Source organism: Pseudoalteromonas sp. KG3 (assembly GCF_030436385.1).
GTDB lineage: Bacteria > Pseudomonadota > Gammaproteobacteria > Enterobacterales > Alteromonadaceae > Pseudoalteromonas > Pseudoalteromonas prydzensis.
This window is the reverse complement of sequence record NZ_CP098523.1, coordinates 2,447,501-2,464,175: the sequence shown is the minus strand read 5'-3', so window position 1 is coordinate 2,464,175 and position 16,675 is coordinate 2,447,501. Positions and strand designations below refer to the sequence as shown.

The window sequence follows — 16,675 nt, the reverse complement described above, 5'->3', positions numbered from 1 at the left end:
CATGGCAGCATTTGAATACCGCGCACTCGATAGTCGTGGCAAAGAAAAAAAAGGTATTCAAGAAGCGGATACTGCGAAACAAATTCGCCAGTCCTTACGCGAGCAAGGGCTTACTCCACTTGAAGTCGTTCCGGCGGCGGAAGGTGAAAAGCACGTCAAAGGTGAGAAAAGCACACTGTTTGGCAGCTTTTTTAAGCCAAAAATATCCACCTCTGATCTTGCACTAATCACTCGTCAATTAGCGACCTTAATTCAATCGGCACTGCCAGTTGAAGGGGCGGTAATGGCAGTGGCTGAGCAATGTGAAAAACCGCGTATGAAACGTATGCTAATGTCGGTACGCTCAAAAGTTGTTGAAGGTTATACGCTTGCTGACGGTATGTCAGAATTTCCGCATGTGTTTGATAATTTATATCGCGCCATGGTCGCTGCGGGTGAGAAGTCAGGCCACTTAGACGCGGTATTAAACCGTTTGGCCGATTACACGGAACAGCGCCAGCACATGCGTAGTCAAATAACGCAAGCAATGGTATATCCGGTGATCTTAGTGATATTTGCCATTGGTATTGTTTCAATACTATTAGGTACTGTGGTGCCTAAGATATTAAAGACATTTGAAAAGTCAAAACAGGTTCTTCCTTGGACAACCGAGTGGGTAATGGCTGCCAGTAACTATGTACAAAATTATTGGTTCATTACTTTAGTATTATTTACCGCGACAGTGATTGGTATTAAACACGCATTAAAACAGCCTAAGATCCGTTTTTGGTATGATTCGAAAATTTTGATCATGCCGGGTATCGGTAAAGTAGCGCGCAGTATCAATACCGCTCGATTTGCTCGTACTTTAAGTATTTTGTCGTCAAGCTCGGTGCCATTACTCGAAGGTATGCGTATTTCTGGTGGCGTATTGATCAATGAAAAAATTAAAAAAGCAGTGGCCGATGCAGCCACACGTGTTAGTGAAGGGGCGAGCTTAAGAGCATCGCTACAGCAAACAAAATTATTTCCGCCGATGATGCTGCATATGATCGCCAGTGGTGAAAAATCAGGTGAACTTGAGCAGATGCTGGAGCGCGCTGCAAACAACCAAGATCGCGAATTTGAAACCATGGTAAATGTCTCGCTAAAACTCTTAGAGCCTGCGATGATAGCGTCTATGGCGGTTATTGTATTGTTTATCGTTATGGCTATATTGCAACCGATTATGGCTATGAATAAAGCGATTGGACTTTAATATTTTTAGGGATTTCGTAATGCATTTTCAGCGTGTTACGATGGTTAATTATTAAGAACAACAGAGGTATGTACGTGAATAAACAAGCAGGTTTCTCATTACTCGAAGTTATGGTGGTACTGGTTATCATTGGCATGATCATGTCAATCGTGGCACCCAATATTATGGGCCAGCAAGAAGAAGCGGCGTTAGATAAAGCGCATCTTGATATTCAGCAACTAGAAGATGCTATGAGTCTTTATAAATTAAAGAACAAAGCGTACCTAACCACAGAGCAAGGTCTTGAAGGCTTAGTAACTAAAACTAGCATTGAGCCAGTACCAAAGCGTTTTCCTGAAGGTGGCTTTATTTCTAAATTACCAGAAGATCCATGGGGTAACCCGTATCAGTTAATCAGCCCAGGGGAAATTGGTAAAATTGATATCTTTTCTATGGGACCAGATGGCGAAGTAGGTACTGATGATGACATTGGTAACTGGGATGAAGAAAAATAATAATGCGCAGTGAACTAAAGGCGTTATTACACTCTGCACTGAGCTTAATATGCTGTTAAGTGCTAATGAGTCACGCCTTGCAAAGCTAAAGTCACCGAATCGTGGCTTTAGCTTAATTGAGATTTTAGTTGTGCTAGTGGTGATAGCTTTTGCCACTAAAATGGTGGTATACAGCCTTGATGGCGGCGACGAAGATGAGCTTGATAAACAGGCGCTGAGACTGCATACCACTATTAATATGGCCTCTGAATTTGCGATATTAAATCAGCTTGAACTCGGTTTCCACTTGGATAAAAACACCTTTGAGTTTTTAGTGTTTGATGGTGAAAAGTGGATCACCTTTGATCGTGAAAAACTGTTTGCGCCAATCACCGTCGATGAACGTTTAAAACTAACTCTCAATTTAGACGATTTAGCATGGTCACAGGATAACTTACTAGAGCAATCCAATTGGCGTGAGCTAATGAGTGGTGGCGACGACGAAAGTTTACTCGAATTACAAAAAATGAAAATTCCACAAGTACTACTTTTATCTTCAGGTGAAGTAAGTGCCTTTCAACTTATCTATGAATTACAAGACGAAAAAGAACCTGTGTACTTCATTGAAGGAGAGTTTTCGGCGCCGGTTAACTTACGTAGAGAGCCAGAATAATGCATAACAAATATCAAGGTTTTACCTTATTAGAAGTTATGGTGGCGCTAAGTATTTGCGCTATGGCCGGCATCGCAGCGATGCAAGCGACTGGTGAGCATATTAATCACTTATCAAGCCTCGAAGAGCAAACTTATGCATCTTGGGTCGCTGAAAATGTATTGATTGAACAGCGTACCTTAGGTGAAAAGTGGCAAGGTAAAAATGGCACCAAAGGCACTGAAACAATGGCCGGTATAGATTGGTATTGGCGCCAAGATACTGAAGCAACAGCTGATAAAAGCTTTTTAAAAGTCACGATTAATGTATTTAGTGATGAAAAGCTAGAGCACTCAGTTTATGAGTTAACCAGCTATTTAAATAAAGGCAGCAAATAAGTGAAGCAGCGCGGTTTTACACTCTTAGAAGTGATGGTAGCGCTGGGTATTTTGGCCTTTGTAGTGTTAGCGACTCACCAAATTCTGGATTCAACTACTAAAGCTAAAGATGCATCAGATGAAAAAATTGCTGAGTTAAATGGGCTGCAAACCACCTTTAGATTAATGGATCAAGATTTTAGCCAAATGACCAAGCGCGCAGTGCGTAATGAAGCGGGTGATGTGCAAGAGCTATACATACTTGCCGGACGTTACACTTTAGATAGCCAATATGATGGCATTGGCTTTGTACGTGATGGCTGGATCAACCCAATTAATTTACTGCCACGCTCAGAGCTTCAAGCCGTTGGCTATCGGGTAGTTGATGATAATCTTGAACGTGTCTACCGTGTGTATGTTGATCAACTCGATAATATTGAGCCGCGTGTACAAGTGATCCTTCATGATATTGAAGATCTTAAGTTTGAATTTTTAGATGACAAGAATGAATGGCAAGAGCAATGGCAAATTAAAGCATTGCCAAAAGCGATTGCAGTGACAATGCAACAAATTGAGGCCGAGCCTATTCGCCGTGTATTTTTAGTCCCTGGTGATGGGAAAGTTACTGTACAAGCATCTGCCGGAAATGGTGCTGCGGGCAATAACGGCAATAATACTGGTAATGGTGGAACAGGCGGTAATAGTAATAGTGGGCAAAACCAGCGAGGGGGGGCTAATGGCAATTAGATCTTCCCGTGGTGCTGCGCTTATCATTGTTTTATTTATTGTTGCTTTAGCCTCTATTCTAGCTGTTGAGATGAGTGCTAACTTACTCGTTCAAGTGCAAAAAAGTACCAATATACAAGGTCACCAGCAAGCTAAGTGGTATGCCTATGCAGCTGAAGAGCTTGCCATAAAAGCTATTTTACAGAGCAAAAAAGATGATCCTGATAAAACCACTTTAAAACAAATATGGGCACAGCAAGGTGATATACCGTATCCGGTTGATAATGGTACCTTGCAAGGTAATATCACTGATTTGCAGGCGTGTTTGAACCTTAACGCATTACGAGCCCAAGCTCCGCAAACGGGTAGCGGTAGTACGAATAAAACCAACCCTGCCCATTCGGCGCTATTAGCATTATTGGAAAATATTGAAAATTTGCCAGCCGAAGAATCAGAAGAAGCAATGGCAGACAGCGTATACGACTGGTTAGATGAAGACAGCATTACGTATCGCTCGGGTGCAGAAGAGGACGAGTACTTATCTCGTCAAACTCCTTATATGACCGCGAATAGTTATTTTGCATCAACCTCAGAGTTACGCTTAGTAAAAGGCTTTAACCCCTTAGTAATGGAAAAAGTATTACCTTATGTTTGTGTGATCCCAGGCAGCGAATTATTAGCGATTAATGTCAATACCCTCGCTCCTGAGCAAGCATTATTATTGAGCGCATTGATTGATGGCCTAAGTGAGTCAGGGGCACAAGCTGTGTTATCTGCTCGACCAGAAGATGGTTTTACTGATATAGAAGAATTTTTTGAACAAGTTAATCAACAAGGGGCGCAAAATGTTAAGTCCGTTGAGAACTTGTTCACCATAAAGAGCGAATATTTTAAACTACAAGCGCAGGCTAAATTTGTCGATCTGCGTTTTTCGATGACCACTTTACTGCAAGCCAAAAATGGCGAAGTAACTATACTGGCGCGAAAATTTGGAGGCGTACAGTGACAGAAATACTGTTGATCCGCACGGGTCAAACTCAACAAGATAGTATTAATTGGCTGATTTACTCACCATTAGAACAAGAAATAATTGCCAGTGGCGAATTGCCCAACGCTGAGCAACTAAGTGAGCTTGCTGAAAAATCACAAAGCCGTGAAGTTGTTGTATTGTTGCCTTGCGATCAAGTGCAACTAAAAACGGTAATACTACCTACTAAATTCAATCGCAAGCTTGAGCAAGCACTGCCGTATATGCTTGAAGAAGAAATTGCATGTGATGTAGATGATTTATTTATAGCCATTGCTGAGCCGACGATGGTGGAAGATAAACATGCGATTAAAGTAGCCATGACAGATAGGGACTGGTTTGAAACTTGGCTAACTGTATTTGCTGAGCATGACATAGAAGTATTCAAACTGTTACCAGATGCATTATTATTACCTATTGCTGAAAATGGCGGCCTAAGTGTTATAGAGCTTAATAATCAGTGGCTGTGTAAGCAAGGTTCATGGCGCATTAGTGCTGTAGAGCAAAGTTGGTTAGCTGAATACTTAACTGCGTTAGGTCATCCTGATGTTGCTCATTACAGCCCTGCATCACAATTTCCAGAGACCGTGACTCTTACAGCACAAACTGATGCCTATGATTTACCATTGGCGTTATTTGCCAAGCAATTACCGAATATTAAGTTCAACCTACGTCAAGGTCAGTATCAACTGAAAAAGAAAAGCGCGTTATGGTGGGGGTATTGGCAAAGTGCAGCCATTGCAGCAAGTATCGCCTTAGTTGGCTCCGTTGCTGTTAAAGGCTTTGAATTACACCAGTTAAATAGCGAGCTTGAGATTGCTAAAACACAAGTCGTTACGCGTTACCAAACTGCTTTTCCAGGTAAAACCGTGCGCCCACATTTAATTAAAAATCAAATTCAGGGTGAACTGGCTAAATTAGAGGGGGGCAACAGCGCTGGTTTTCTTGATTTAACCAATGAGCTTGTCGGGGTATTTAATCAGGTTAAAGACTTTACCCCAGAGACGTTACGTTATGACCAACGTCGTAATGAACTCAGAATTCGTGCTCGGGGCAAAGACTTTCAAACGTTTGGCAAAGTTAAATCAATCCTCGAACAACGAGGTTTAACGGTTGATCAGGGTTCATTAAATAATGACGGCGACTTTGTAGTCGGTGAAATCAAACTACGAGGTGCTGCATGAAACAACAACTTTTAAAACAGTGGCGTAGCTTAAAAGAGCAAGAGCAACAACTAGTGATGGTTGCGGGTGTTATTTTTGTTATCTTTGTTTTAGTAATGGGAATTTTTAGACCATTAAATAATGCCATTGCAGAAGCTGAAAAAAATCAAATTAAACAGCAAGAGTTATTAACTTGGGTTGATAGCAGCATTGTTAAGCTCAAAGCTGGCAATGCGCGTGCTATTACAAGTAATCAAAATTTGAGTCAAATCGTGAATGCCACCCGTGGCCGTTTTGATATTACCATTAGCAAAATGCAACCTAGCGATAATTCACTAAGGTTAACCATCGACTCAGTACAGTTTAATAAACTTGTGCAATGGCTGGATGAGCTAGTAAATACAAAAGGCGTATTGATTGAAAATTTAGATCTTAGTCGCGACGATAAACCAGGCTATGTGCGTGTTAGCCGATTGGTATTAGAGAAGTAAAGAATGAAAAAAATAGCGATTCTTATAGTAGTGTTTTTGTTTGCTTTTATCTTTTTTGCATTATTAAAAACGCCTGCTGCCGTTGCACTTAATTTAGCAAACCCTTATTTACCAAAAGATCTGCAAATAGGTAAAGCTTCGGGCAGTATTTGGCAGGGTCGGATCATGCAGCTGCGTTATCAGGGCGAGCAAATTAATAATCTAAACTGGGATGTGTCTGGTTGGGCATTGTTCACCGGTCAGCTCAAGGGCAATTTGAAGTTTGGTGATGTGCGTAACACTGATGAAATGTCTGGCCGTGGTGATTTTAGTTATGGCTTATTTAATCAAGCCGTGGCTTTAAATGACGCCACTTTACGCTTAAGTGTTGAACGTGCGATGCAGCGCTTGCAGTTACCATTACCGATTAGCGCTAAAGGTCGGGTGATTGTTGAATTAGATCAATATAATTCTGGGCTGCCTTATTGCGAGGCGTTAAGCGGTGAAATTGCTAGCCCAAACATAGACGTGCAAGGACTATCTGGTTGGTTTAGTGTGGGCCCACTAAGCGGCAAGCTAAGTTGTAAATCAGGTGACATTGCTGTGTTAGTTGATCCAGAAAATCGTTTAGGACTAGCCGCCGACGCCACTTTAAAAGCTAATCTAGATTTCAAAGTAGCTGGTTTTATTAAACCTGAAGCATCGCTACCCAAAGAAGTACATGATGCCGCTAAATTTTTGGGCCGTGCGGATAGTGATGGCCGTTATCCATTAAATTTTTAAGTAAGGTTAGAGTGTTATATGCAAATCCCTGAGTTTTCAGCGCAACATGGCCAACAGTTAAGTAGCTATTTAGCGGGTCATGACGGTGCTATGACCTTAGTGCAAAGTAAAGGGTACTTGTTTGCGGTAATATGTTCACCCGAGCCATTAGATGTTCATGAGTGGCTTGAACAGATTGTGCCAAATACAAATGGGCAGTTAGAAGAGCAAGTATTATTTGCTTTTATGGCCTTGTACCATCAGATCAGTGAACAAGTGTATGAGACGGGATTTAAGCTACCTGTTAGTTTACAAGTCAGTGGCGAAGATGACAGCTACCTTGATTTACATGAGTGTCAGCAATGGTGCGAGGGTTTTGTACAAGGCGCACAAAGCTATATTGATAAACTGTTGCAAGCAGATACTCTTACGAGCGATTTAATTGAAGCATTGCAAACTGCTTATGCGAGCTTAGGTTTTTTTGCTTTAGAGCCACAGCTTATTACAACAATTGCTGAGCAAAATCAGCTTAGTGAAGTACAGCTAAGTCAGCAACAGTTTGCTGTTATGGGAGATTTTGCATTAGGCTTTGCAGAGCTAATAGAGATCATCGCGGTACAAAGTGGCCTATATACCGATGAAGAAGAGAGTTGGAGCTAGCGTTATGCTAAATCCAACACGATTTCTGTGCAGCCCTTCGGGCATTTAGCAACCCCTTGACCGGGTTGCTGAGTTTTTAAATCCAATGTTAGTGTGCCTTGGCACACTTCACACTTTACCGTTTGTCCCTTAGCGAGCTTTTTCAGCAGATTTTTATGCTGATTAAAGGACGCACTGCTTTTTTTTGTTAAAGCTGAAAAGTCCACTATTTACCTCTACGCTCAGCTAATGATGTTGAAACAATGTCACACACTGTATTTAAACGATCTTCGTAAAAATATAAGTTGAGATCTTTACTGCGGCAATAGCGGGTGTGAAATAGCTGTAACTGCTCATCAGTTTGCATGGTTTCTTCAAGATAATCTAATTCTGTTTCTGAGAGTGTTAATTCAGATTTAATCCGGTTTTTGGCCATGCTGGCGGCAGGTCCACGGTTTACGTTACTAGCGCTACTTAATAGACCCACACCTTCACCTAGCAGCTTTTCTCTAGGCTCTTTTATCATTGGGTGATCAATTGTAAATAATGCGAGTATCACTACTACGAGTACAAGGAATTTTTTCATATTGTAAGTAAACTTTGATCTGAACGGGTACGAATTGACCACCAGTGTAATAAACTGCACCTTTGTAAAGCAAGTAAGTTAGATGAATAAATTATTAGCGATCAACTTCAGCATTTTTAGTAATAGTAGGTATAATGGACAGGAACAATTAGATTTTTCAGAAATCTCTGAACTTTTACTGCATTGTGGTTCAGTTTGCACTATTTTTAAAGATTAGCGGAGTGATTCGCTAGTAAAATGGCGTTATATGATTGTTTGACTTTCATTCTCTAAGCGGCGTTGAGGAACTTCGATGGACAAGCAAATAAAAGTAAAAAATATTCCCAGTGAGGTAAAGATCGAAAAGCCCGATCTGCATGCACAGCAGGATAGGTTTAACCCTCGTAATAGAATTTATGTGCGTGCGGTAACTGGGTTACATCAATTATTAAGACAGCGCATAGGTTTTCTTGGCATGTTGGCGTTTATGGCTTTGCCATGGATAAACTTTAACGGCCAGCAAGCTGTGTTGTTTGACCTTATTGGTCAAAAATATAATATCTTTGGGCTAACGTTATGGCCGCAAGATTTCACCATCCTTGCCTTTATCCTCATGCTTGCCGCATTTGCATTATTTTTAGTGACCACCTTTTATGGCCGGGTTTGGTGTGGTTACACGTGCCCGCAAACAGTCTGGACCTTTATTTTTATTTGGTTTGAAGAAAAGTTTGAAGGCACCGCCAATCAACGCAAAAAGCTAGATCAACGGCCAATGGACTTTGATAAGTTTTGGCGTAAGACAGCCAAACATACTAGTTGGGTGGCATTCTCTTTGTACACTGCGCTGACTTTTGTCGGTTATTTCACGCCTATACGTGAGCTTTTACCTGATTTTGTTACCTTTAATGTTGGTGGTTATGCACTAGTCAGTATTGTTGTATTTACGGTATGTACTTATGGCAATGCTGGCTGGATGCGGGAAATTATGTGTTTGCACATCTGCCCATATTCACGTTTTCAATCGGCAATGTTTGATAAAGATACTTATACGGTAAGTTATGATGAAAAGCGCGGTGAAAACCGCGGGCCACGTAGTCGTAAACAAGATCGAGAAGAGCTTAACCTAGGTGATTGTATTGACTGTAATTTGTGCGTGCAAGTATGCCCAACAGGGATCGACATTCGTAACGGCTTACAGGCAGAGTGTATCAACTGTGGCGCCTGTATTGATGCGTGTGATGGGGTTATGGATAAAATGAATTATCCACGTGGCCTTATTTCTTATACCACTGAGCGTAATTTAGAAACGCCAGAGAATAAAACTAATCCGCTGCGTGCTAAAATCATCGGCTATAGTGTTATCTTAGTGGTGTTAAGTGCTGCGCTGGTGGCTAATATCGTGATGCGTAAACCTATGGATTTAGATATTATTCGCGATCGTAATCAATTATACCGTGTTGATTTTAATGGCCTTGTTGAAAACACCTATACACTTAAGGTGATCAACAAAGCGCAATATGAGCAAACTTTTAATATTAAAGTGGAAGGGTTGGAGAACTTTAAATACATTGGTAAGCAAACCTTTACCGTACAAGCGGGCGAGTCGCACAATGTACCACTGTCTTTAGTCATGGACCCTTATGATTTGAAAGCGCCAATGACAGAGTTTAGTTTTGTGTTGTCACCAGTAAATGACCCTAGTTCACAAATATCGCAGCCGAGTAACTTCTTTAAAGCGCGATAGTTAAGTACACTATAGATAAGCACATAAAAAGCGGGATGTTCTCGCTTTTTTTATAACTGATGAGAATTATGAGTAAATTTAGTTTTGTAGATCTTACCCCCGATTCGATTTTAGATGCTGTAGAAAGTATTGGCATTTATGCTGAATCTGGCTTACTTGCACTGAATAGTTACGAAAATCGTGTTTATCAATTTAAAGCGGACGATGGTCTGCGTTATGTGGTGAAGTTTTATCGTCCAGAGCGTTGGAGTAAGGCGCAAATACTAGAAGAGCATAGCTTCACATTTGAGTTAGCTGATGCCGAGGTGCCTGTTGTTGCACCTATTGTTCGTGATGGCGAAAGTTTATTCGAACACGATGGTTACCTATTTACGCTGTTCCCAAGTGTTGGTGGGCGCATCTTTGAAATGGACAATCTTGACCAGTTAGATGTGTTAGGACGTTTGATTGGTCGCATGCACCAAGCAGCTAAAGCCAATGTTTTTAGCAAGCGGCCGGTCATAGGGTGTGATGAATATTTAGATACAGCTAAAATTCAGTTACAAAACAGTAATCTGGTGCCTAGCAGTTTAACTACCGCATTTTATACTATTTTGGATATGGTGATCGCAAAAACGAAATCGCTCTATCAACAAGTCGAAACGATTCGCCTACACGGCGATTGCCATGCTGGTAATATTCTCTGGGCAGGGGATGCTTTAATGTTTGTAGATTTAGACGATAGCCGTCAAGGACCTGCCATTCAAGATTTATGGATGATGCTCAGTGGCGATCGACACAATCAACTGTTACAGTTAGACACCTTAGTCGCAGCCTATGAAGAATTTTGTGATTTTGATCACACTCAGCTCAAATTAATTGAACCTTTACGCGCTATGCGTATGATTCATTACATGGGGTGGCTAGCTAAACGCTGGGAAGATCCGGCATTTCCACGGAACTTTTCGTGGTTCGCTGATGACAAATACTGGGAACAACAGATTTTAGCGTTAAAAGAGCAATATTCTGCACTGCAAGAGCCACCGTTAAAGTTGTTACCTAACTAATTATTAAAATATCGAAACGAGAGTCCAATGCTTAAAAAACTAAAACTGAGTTTACTAATATTATGTCTACCCTTTGCCGCCATGGCCGCGGACTTCAAAGCGGGTGACGACTATACGGTATTAGATATCGAAAAAAGTAAAACGCCTCAAGTAACCGAGTTCTTTTCTTTTTATTGTCCGCACTGTTTTAAGTTTGAAGCCGTTGCGAAAGCGATGGAAAAAAGCTTGCCTGCAGGCACTGAGTTTGTAAAAAACCACGTTAACTTTTTAGGTGGCTTAGCACCTGAGGTGCAATCTAACCTGAGTTATGCTTACATTATTGCCAAGCAGCATAACAAGGGCGAGCAAGTTGCTGAGCAAATTTTTCAGAGCATCCATGTACAACGTGCGCCGCTTGATAATATTAAAGATGTAAAAGCATTGCTCGACGTTAATGGTATTGATAGCGATACATTTGATAAAGATATTGCCAGCATGCCAGTTATTAGTGCTGAAAAAGCAATGCAAGATAAGCAGAATAAATTCTCACAAATGGGTGCTTTAACCGGTGTGCCAACCTTTATCGTTAACGATAAATACAAAATTAATATCAATACCATCAAGAGCCAACAGCAGCTTGATGAGTTAGTTGCCTTTTTATTAAAACAATAATTTTTGGAGTTTTTAGCAATGATCAAATTAGTTAAAGCTGGATTACTAGCGCTGTTATTACCATTAGCAGCAAATGCTGCAGCGACGTACGAAGAAGGTGTGCATTACGATGTAGTATCAGAACGTGCGAGTAAAAAACCGGAAGTAAAAGAGTTCTTCTCATTTTATTGCCCTGCCTGTAATAACTATGAGTCTTTATTGGCTGACGTAAAACCAAAACTGGATAAAAACGTAGAGTTCAAAAAGAGTCATGTCGATTTTGTTGGGGTTCGCGATACTGAAAATCAACAAATGATTTCTCAAGCACTGGCAACCGCCGAAGTGTTACCACAAAAAGATGCCATCATTGCAGCTATGTTCAGCCATGTTCACGTTAAGCGCGCTAAGTTTAATGAGTTAGCCGATGTTAAAGATGTGTTTGTAGCGCAAGGCGTTGACGGCGATAAATTCGACAAACTTTATAAAAGCTTTTCAGTACGTACTATGAGCTCAAAAATGAAGCGTGACCAAGATTACTACAAAGAAAAAGGCGCACTGCGTGGTGTACCCACTTTTATCGTAAATGGTAAATATAAGCTTAACTTAGGCCGTGAATCAGGTATTACCGAGCCAGAAGATATTAGTAAATTAATTAACTATTTAGCTGCAAAATAAGCGCAGTTAAATTTTATAACAAGCTCCGTACACGGAGCTTTTTTATTGGCAAAAATAACAATGCATAAAATCCTGATTTCAAGCTGCTTGCTTGGCACACCTGTGCGTTACGATGGCACCGGACAGCAATTGCTTCATCCGCAAATAATGGCCTGGCAACAGCAAAAGCTGATAGTGTCTTTTTGCCCAGAGGTTGCTGGTGGTTTACCTACTCCCAGAGATCCAGCAGAAATTAGTAATGATAAAGTGATTACCAATACGGGTGATGATGTGACCACTGAATTTAAGTTAGGTGCACGCAAAGCGCTACAACTTTGCCAGCAGCACAATATTCGCTTTGCACTGTTAAAGGAATCAAGCCCTTCTTGTGGTCGTAATACAATTTACGATGGTTCGCACAGTGGTCGTAAAATAACGGGAATGGGCTTGACGGCTTCGTTATTAGAAAAGAATGGTATTAAAGTGTTTAGTGAGCAGCAAATGCCAGCGCTAGTACAAGCACTGGCATAATAAGTACCTTACAATTTACGTTGTAAAAATACCCCAGATTCAATGTGGTGGGTATAAGGGAATTGGTCAAAAATAGCAAAGCGCTTAACTTCGTGAGTACGGGTTAAATGCTCTAAGTCTCGCTCGAGGGTATCTGGGTTACATGAAATATAAATAATGCTTTCATAGTTAGCCACTAAATCACAGGTGAGTGTATCCATGCCAGCCCGTGGCGGGTCAACTAAAATGGTTTGGCAGTCGTAGCTTGTTAAATCAATACCCTCTAAGCGTGAAAACGTGCGCTCGCCATTCATCGCTTGGGTGAATTCCTCACTCGACATGCGAATAATATCTAAGTTAGTCACCTTGTTTTTGGCAATATTGTACTGCGCAGAGTGCACTGATGACTTTGAGATCTCTGTAGCTAACACACGATTAAACGAGCCTGCCAATGCAATCGAAAAATTACCATTGCCACAATACAGCTCAAGCAAATCATTTTTTAATGGCTTACATAAATCCTGAGCCCACTCTAGCATCTTAATATTTACTTTGGCATTAGGCTGGGTGAAGCTATTTTCTACTTGTTGATAAATAAGCTCTTGGCCATTAACGGTTAGGCGCTCAGTAACAAAGTCATCACCCAACACTTCTTTTTGTTTGCGGGCACGGCCAATAAAATCAATTTTAAAGCGTTCACTCAGCGCCACTTTTAACGCTTTAATGGCTGTTAGCCATTCATCATCTAATGGTTTGTGGTAAAGCAAGCTTACAAGAATTTCACCACTGAGACTTGATAAATAATCTATTTGAAATAACTTGCGGCGTAATATCTCACAACCCTTTAAATTTTCGATCATCGCTTGCATAACTTCGCCAATTAGCGGTGCAGCTGGATCAAAGCTATCAACACGAATTTTTTCTTTGCTAGCTTGGTCAAACATAATGTGAAATAAATCATCCCCATCATGCCAGACTCTAAATTCAGCACGTTGACGGTAGTGAATAGGCTCAGAGCCAAATACTTCTAACTGCTCAACCCCAAAGCGTTGGAATTGCGCAATAATACGCTGCTCTTTTTCGCTTAATTGCGCATCGTATATTGATGTATCGATCTTAATAACTGCCATTATGCCCACTACCTTCTATCTTTAAGCTATTTATCGGCGCTATTGTAGGGGGCAGGGAGTATTTGTCTAGTTTTGCGTAATGAATACTGCTGTTTTTTTGTACATTTCGCTTCAGTTATTTATTTTTAGGCCGATACTAAAGAATGCAACTATAGGAGTCGGATCATGAAAATTGGTAACTTTGGCTTTGTTCCAAATAACAATGTCAATAAATACAGTAACAAAGCTGCATTACAGCAACCTACAATACAGTCTCCCCAAGATAGTTACCAGCAACGTGGTAGGGAGTTAGCCGCAAAAGTATTAGGCGATAAAATGGCACAAGCCCTAGGTTTACCTGTCGCTGAAGAAAAAAAGGACAAGCCGCTATTTGATTTTGACGCAATCGTCAAAAATGTACTGGAGTTTGTAACTGGTGCAGTAAAAAAAGCCCAAGCTAATGGTGCCGATGATGAAAAACTCAAAGGCATGTTAGGCGATGCTCGTAAAGGTGTGCAAATAGGTATCGATGATGCTTATGAAGAGCTCAAAGGCACAGGGGTTTTAAATGACGAAATAGAAGAAGGCATCGAAAAATCAAAAGCAGGTATTTTTAGTGGCCTCGATGAATTTGAAGAGAACTTATTTAACCCAAAACCCGAATCTGTGAGTGTGAGCCAAGCACAGTATTTAAGTTTAAGTAATAACGCAGAATATAACTTTACCACTGCAGAGGGTGATGAAGTGACGATTAGCTTTGCCGATGCCTTTAAACAGCAATCTGCTAGTAGCTATCAACGTAATGGCCAAAATGAAGGCTATGCCAGTGAGTCATCACAATCGCGCGAGTTATCATTTAGTATGTCGGTCAATGGTGATTTGAACGAGGATGAACAGCAGGCTATTAATGAGCTGATGGAAGACTTACAAGGTGTGAGCCAAACCTTCTTTTCTGGGTCGTTTGAACAGGCGTTTGAGCAAGCACAAGAGCTAAATCTTGGGAATGAACAGCTGGTGGTGTTTTCAATGGATTTAAGACAGACCAAAACCTTCGCAGCTATAAAGGGTTATGAAGAGAATAAACCTGCACCAGAGAAAAAGGTTGCTGAAAAAATCGCGCCATTTAATGATGACTTAAAAGAGGCGTTTAATAAGGCGGGCGATCTAGGTTTACAAAATGAACTTGCCGGTATCTTACAGTGGTTAAACCAAGATAAAGAAGAGATTGGTAAGTTGGTTGAATACACTAAATCGATGTTTGAGCAAATGAATAAGCTACGTTCAGCAGCGTCAGAAAGCGAAGCGTAAACTTTATTTCTGCTTAACTGCATGGCAAACTGCTTCGCTTAAAGTAAACACGAGGCGAGTAGTTTGTCTGCACATATTTTGGTTTTTGATTCAGGCCTTGGTGGCACCACAGTGCTTGAGCATATTCAACGCGCGCTGCCCGATGCACAATTTAGTTATTTTATGGATAATGCCTACTTACCCTATGGTAAGCAAAGTCAACAAACCATCATTAACCGTCTTAGTGCTTTGCTTGAGTTTATCGCAGTTAATCAATTAGCGGTTGATATCATAGTGATCGCCTGTAATACCGCTTCAACAGCAGCTCTGTCAGCAGTTAGGAAATTAACCGATATTCCCATTGTTGGTGTTGTACCGGCAATAAAACCAGCCACCTTAGTAACGCAAACAAAGCATATTGCATTACTAGCAACACCTGCAACGATACAAAGTCGTTATATACAGCAACTAATAAACGAGTACGCAGCAAACGTTACGGTGCACCTCTATGCAAGTGTGGAGTTGGTCACTATTGCCGAGCAAGCATATATAACTAAACAGCTAGACCAAAAAAGATTAGCAGCAGAACTTAATGAGCTCGCTATTCATCCAAGTGTTGATGTGCTGGTATTGGGATGCACACACTTTCCTATTCTAGCAGAGGGTATAAATAGCTATTTTAACAAGACGGTAGTTTTGTTGGATTCTGGAGCTGCGATAGCAAATAGAGTGATGGCGTTATTAGCCGAACAAAAAGTTAGTTTTACAGACAAAAAAAAGCCGCTGCATTATTATGCAACGGCTTCTATTTGTATTGATAAGCAACCAGTGAAGCTAGTTACGCTGATTGATCTGACTCAGAACGAAAAGAGTTAGATTCATCATCTTGTTTTTGTTTTGCTTCACGAACCTTCAACGTACGTTGTTGGAACTCGCTATCGTTTAGTTTAGCAATGGCGTTATCTGCATCTAGTTCTGCCATTTCAACAAAACCAAAGCCACGACGTTTGCCAGTATTTTTATCCTTTAATAAACGAACATTAAATACTTTGCCTTGTTCTTCAAATAAAGTGCGTACTACACCTTCATTTGCACGATAAGGAAGATTGCCAACATAAAGTGTTTTTGTTTTTACTTCGGCTTCTTCCACATCGCCAGACGACATTGCAGCAACAACCACACCACCAATTAATAAACCAGCAGCAAATAATAATGCAGGACTTAATTGTAGGCTTGAAAGTGCAAAGTTAACTATAACGAAACCAATAACAGCAAGGATAACTGAAGAGATAAGAGATTTTTGATCGGGTAATTTCATTTTGATCTACCAATAAACAGGAAATAAACATTAATTTAACATTGTGAACTTGCTATCTTAACGCGATAAATGAACATAGCAATGTTATTTGTGTGAAATTATTTAATTTGCATCAAAAAAAGCTCATAAAAAGGGGGGGAAATGTATTTTTTAAGCGGTTTTGCATGCTTTTTGAGCGAACGATTAAAAGATCGAAAAAAAGGGTTGATCTGTTTTTGGAACTCCCTATAATGCGACCCCACTGAGACGGCAGAGCGCAACGCATAGCGGGGCATGAGCTACTTAG

Annotated in this window: 21 protein-coding genes; 17 read left to right on the top strand and 4 right to left on the bottom strand. The window is 40.7% G+C overall.

From position 1 onward, the window contains the following. The first annotated feature begins 1 nt into the window (after position 1). From gspF to NDQ71_RS11695, 10 genes are all read left to right on the top strand, one after another. Complete coding sequence (gene gspF / locus NDQ71_RS11740) at positions 2-1,237, top strand: type II secretion system inner membrane protein GspF (protein ID WP_192542672.1); 1,236 nt, start codon at positions 2-4, stop codon at positions 1,235-1,237. 74 nt (positions 1,238-1,311) lie between these two features. Beyond that, positions 1,312-1,731, top strand: coding sequence for a type II secretion system major pseudopilin GspG (gspG, locus tag NDQ71_RS11735; RefSeq protein WP_064668575.1), 420 nt, complete (start codon positions 1,312-1,314; stop codon positions 1,729-1,731). Between the two features lie 49 nt (positions 1,732-1,780). Further along, the gene (gspH, locus tag NDQ71_RS11730) at positions 1,781-2,383 is read left to right on the top strand and encodes a type II secretion system minor pseudopilin GspH (RefSeq protein ID WP_192542673.1); all 603 of its coding nucleotides are present in this window, start codon (positions 1,781-1,783) and stop codon (positions 2,381-2,383) included. Beyond that, positions 2,383-2,760, top strand: a complete 378-nt coding sequence (gene gspI / locus NDQ71_RS11725; RefSeq protein WP_064668573.1) for a type II secretion system minor pseudopilin GspI — start codon at positions 2,383-2,385, stop codon at positions 2,758-2,760. Before gspH ends, gspI begins: the two co-directional genes overlap by 1 nt. Beyond that, the gene (gene gspJ / locus NDQ71_RS11720) at positions 2,761-3,486 is read left to right on the top strand and encodes a type II secretion system minor pseudopilin GspJ (protein WP_192542674.1); all 726 of its coding nucleotides are present in this window, start codon (positions 2,761-2,763) and stop codon (positions 3,484-3,486) included. Continuing rightward, positions 3,476-4,471 (top strand): type II secretion system minor pseudopilin GspK, encoded by a 996-nt coding sequence (gspK, locus tag NDQ71_RS11715; protein WP_064668571.1) that lies wholly within the window; start codon positions 3,476-3,478, stop codon positions 4,469-4,471. The genes gspJ and gspK overlap by 11 nt, the downstream gene beginning before the upstream one ends. Next, the gene (gene gspL / locus NDQ71_RS11710) at positions 4,468-5,676 is read left to right on the top strand and encodes a type II secretion system protein GspL (RefSeq protein ID WP_192542675.1); all 1,209 of its coding nucleotides are present in this window, start codon (positions 4,468-4,470) and stop codon (positions 5,674-5,676) included. The genes gspK and gspL overlap by 4 nt, the downstream gene beginning before the upstream one ends. After that, positions 5,673-6,146, top strand: a complete 474-nt coding sequence (gspM, locus tag NDQ71_RS11705) for a type II secretion system protein GspM (RefSeq protein WP_064668569.1) — start codon at positions 5,673-5,675, stop codon at positions 6,144-6,146. The genes gspL and gspM overlap by 4 nt, the downstream gene beginning before the upstream one ends. 3 nt (positions 6,147-6,149) lie before the next feature. Beyond that, positions 6,150-6,908 carry a type II secretion system protein N gene (locus tag NDQ71_RS11700; RefSeq protein WP_192542676.1) on the top strand — a complete coding sequence of 253 codons (759 nt, stop codon included), beginning with the start codon at positions 6,150-6,152 and terminating at the stop codon, positions 6,906-6,908. Positions 6,909-6,926: 18 nt separating this feature from the next. Then, positions 6,927-7,547 carry a UPF0149 family protein gene (locus NDQ71_RS11695; protein ID WP_192542677.1) on the top strand — a complete coding sequence of 207 codons (621 nt, stop codon included), beginning with the start codon at positions 6,927-6,929 and terminating at the stop codon, positions 7,545-7,547. A gap of 2 nt (positions 7,548-7,549) precedes the next feature. Here NDQ71_RS11695 and NDQ71_RS11690 read toward each other — a convergent pair whose 3' ends face one another. Further along, on the bottom strand, positions 7,550-7,753 hold the full coding sequence (locus NDQ71_RS11690) for a hypothetical protein (protein WP_064668566.1): 204 nt from the start codon (positions 7,751-7,753) through the stop codon (positions 7,550-7,552). Beyond that, complete coding sequence (locus NDQ71_RS11685) at positions 7,753-8,112, bottom strand: hypothetical protein (protein WP_064668565.1); 360 nt, start codon at positions 8,110-8,112, stop codon at positions 7,753-7,755. Before NDQ71_RS11685 ends, NDQ71_RS11690 begins: the two co-directional genes overlap by 1 nt. A gap of 292 nt (positions 8,113-8,404) precedes the next feature. On the opposite strand from NDQ71_RS11685, the gene ccoG reads away from it, so the two are divergent. The 5 genes from ccoG (at position 8,405) to NDQ71_RS11660 (ending at position 12,696) form a co-directional block, all read left to right on the top strand. Beyond that, complete coding sequence (gene ccoG / locus NDQ71_RS11680) at positions 8,405-9,835, top strand: cytochrome c oxidase accessory protein CcoG (RefSeq protein ID WP_192542678.1); 1,431 nt, start codon at positions 8,405-8,407, stop codon at positions 9,833-9,835. A gap of 68 nt (positions 9,836-9,903) precedes the next feature. Next, a complete protein-coding gene (locus NDQ71_RS11675) occupies positions 9,904-10,881 on the top strand; it encodes a serine/threonine protein kinase (RefSeq protein ID WP_192542679.1) in 978 nt (325 codons plus the stop codon). A gap of 27 nt (positions 10,882-10,908) precedes the next feature. Continuing rightward, the gene (locus NDQ71_RS11670) at positions 10,909-11,532 is read left to right on the top strand and encodes a thiol:disulfide interchange protein DsbA/DsbL (protein WP_192542680.1); all 624 of its coding nucleotides are present in this window, start codon (positions 10,909-10,911) and stop codon (positions 11,530-11,532) included. An 18-nt stretch (positions 11,533-11,550) separates the two neighbouring features. Beyond that, a complete protein-coding gene (locus NDQ71_RS11665) occupies positions 11,551-12,186 on the top strand; it encodes a thiol:disulfide interchange protein DsbA/DsbL (RefSeq protein ID WP_192542681.1) in 636 nt (211 codons plus the stop codon). Positions 12,187-12,246: 60 nt separating this feature from the next. Then, entirely contained in the window at positions 12,247-12,696 is a 450-nt protein-coding gene (locus NDQ71_RS11660; protein WP_192542682.1) for a DUF523 domain-containing protein, read from the top strand. 8 nt (positions 12,697-12,704) lie between these two features. Here the strand turns inward: NDQ71_RS11660 and trmA are convergent, their stop codons facing one another. Then, positions 12,705-13,805 carry a tRNA (uridine(54)-C5)-methyltransferase TrmA gene (trmA, locus tag NDQ71_RS11655; RefSeq protein WP_192542683.1) on the bottom strand — a complete coding sequence of 367 codons (1,101 nt, stop codon included), beginning with the start codon at positions 13,803-13,805 and terminating at the stop codon, positions 12,705-12,707. A 165-nt stretch (positions 13,806-13,970) separates the two neighbouring features. Between trmA and NDQ71_RS11650 the strand changes: the two genes are divergently transcribed. Both NDQ71_RS11650 and murI read left to right on the top strand, forming a co-directional pair. Continuing rightward, a complete protein-coding gene (locus tag NDQ71_RS11650; protein WP_192542684.1) occupies positions 13,971-15,092 on the top strand; it encodes a DUF5610 domain-containing protein in 1,122 nt (373 codons plus the stop codon). A 63-nt stretch (positions 15,093-15,155) separates the two neighbouring features. Further along, positions 15,156-15,947 carry a glutamate racemase gene (gene murI, locus NDQ71_RS11645; protein WP_192542685.1) on the top strand — a complete coding sequence of 264 codons (792 nt, stop codon included), beginning with the start codon at positions 15,156-15,158 and terminating at the stop codon, positions 15,945-15,947. On the opposite strand, the gene NDQ71_RS11640 is transcribed toward murI, so the two are convergent. Continuing rightward, a complete protein-coding gene (locus tag NDQ71_RS11640) occupies positions 15,910-16,389 on the bottom strand; it encodes an RNA-binding protein (protein ID WP_064668535.1) in 480 nt (159 codons plus the stop codon). The genes murI and NDQ71_RS11640 overlap by 38 nt on opposite strands. Positions 16,390-16,675: the final 286 nt, after the last annotated feature.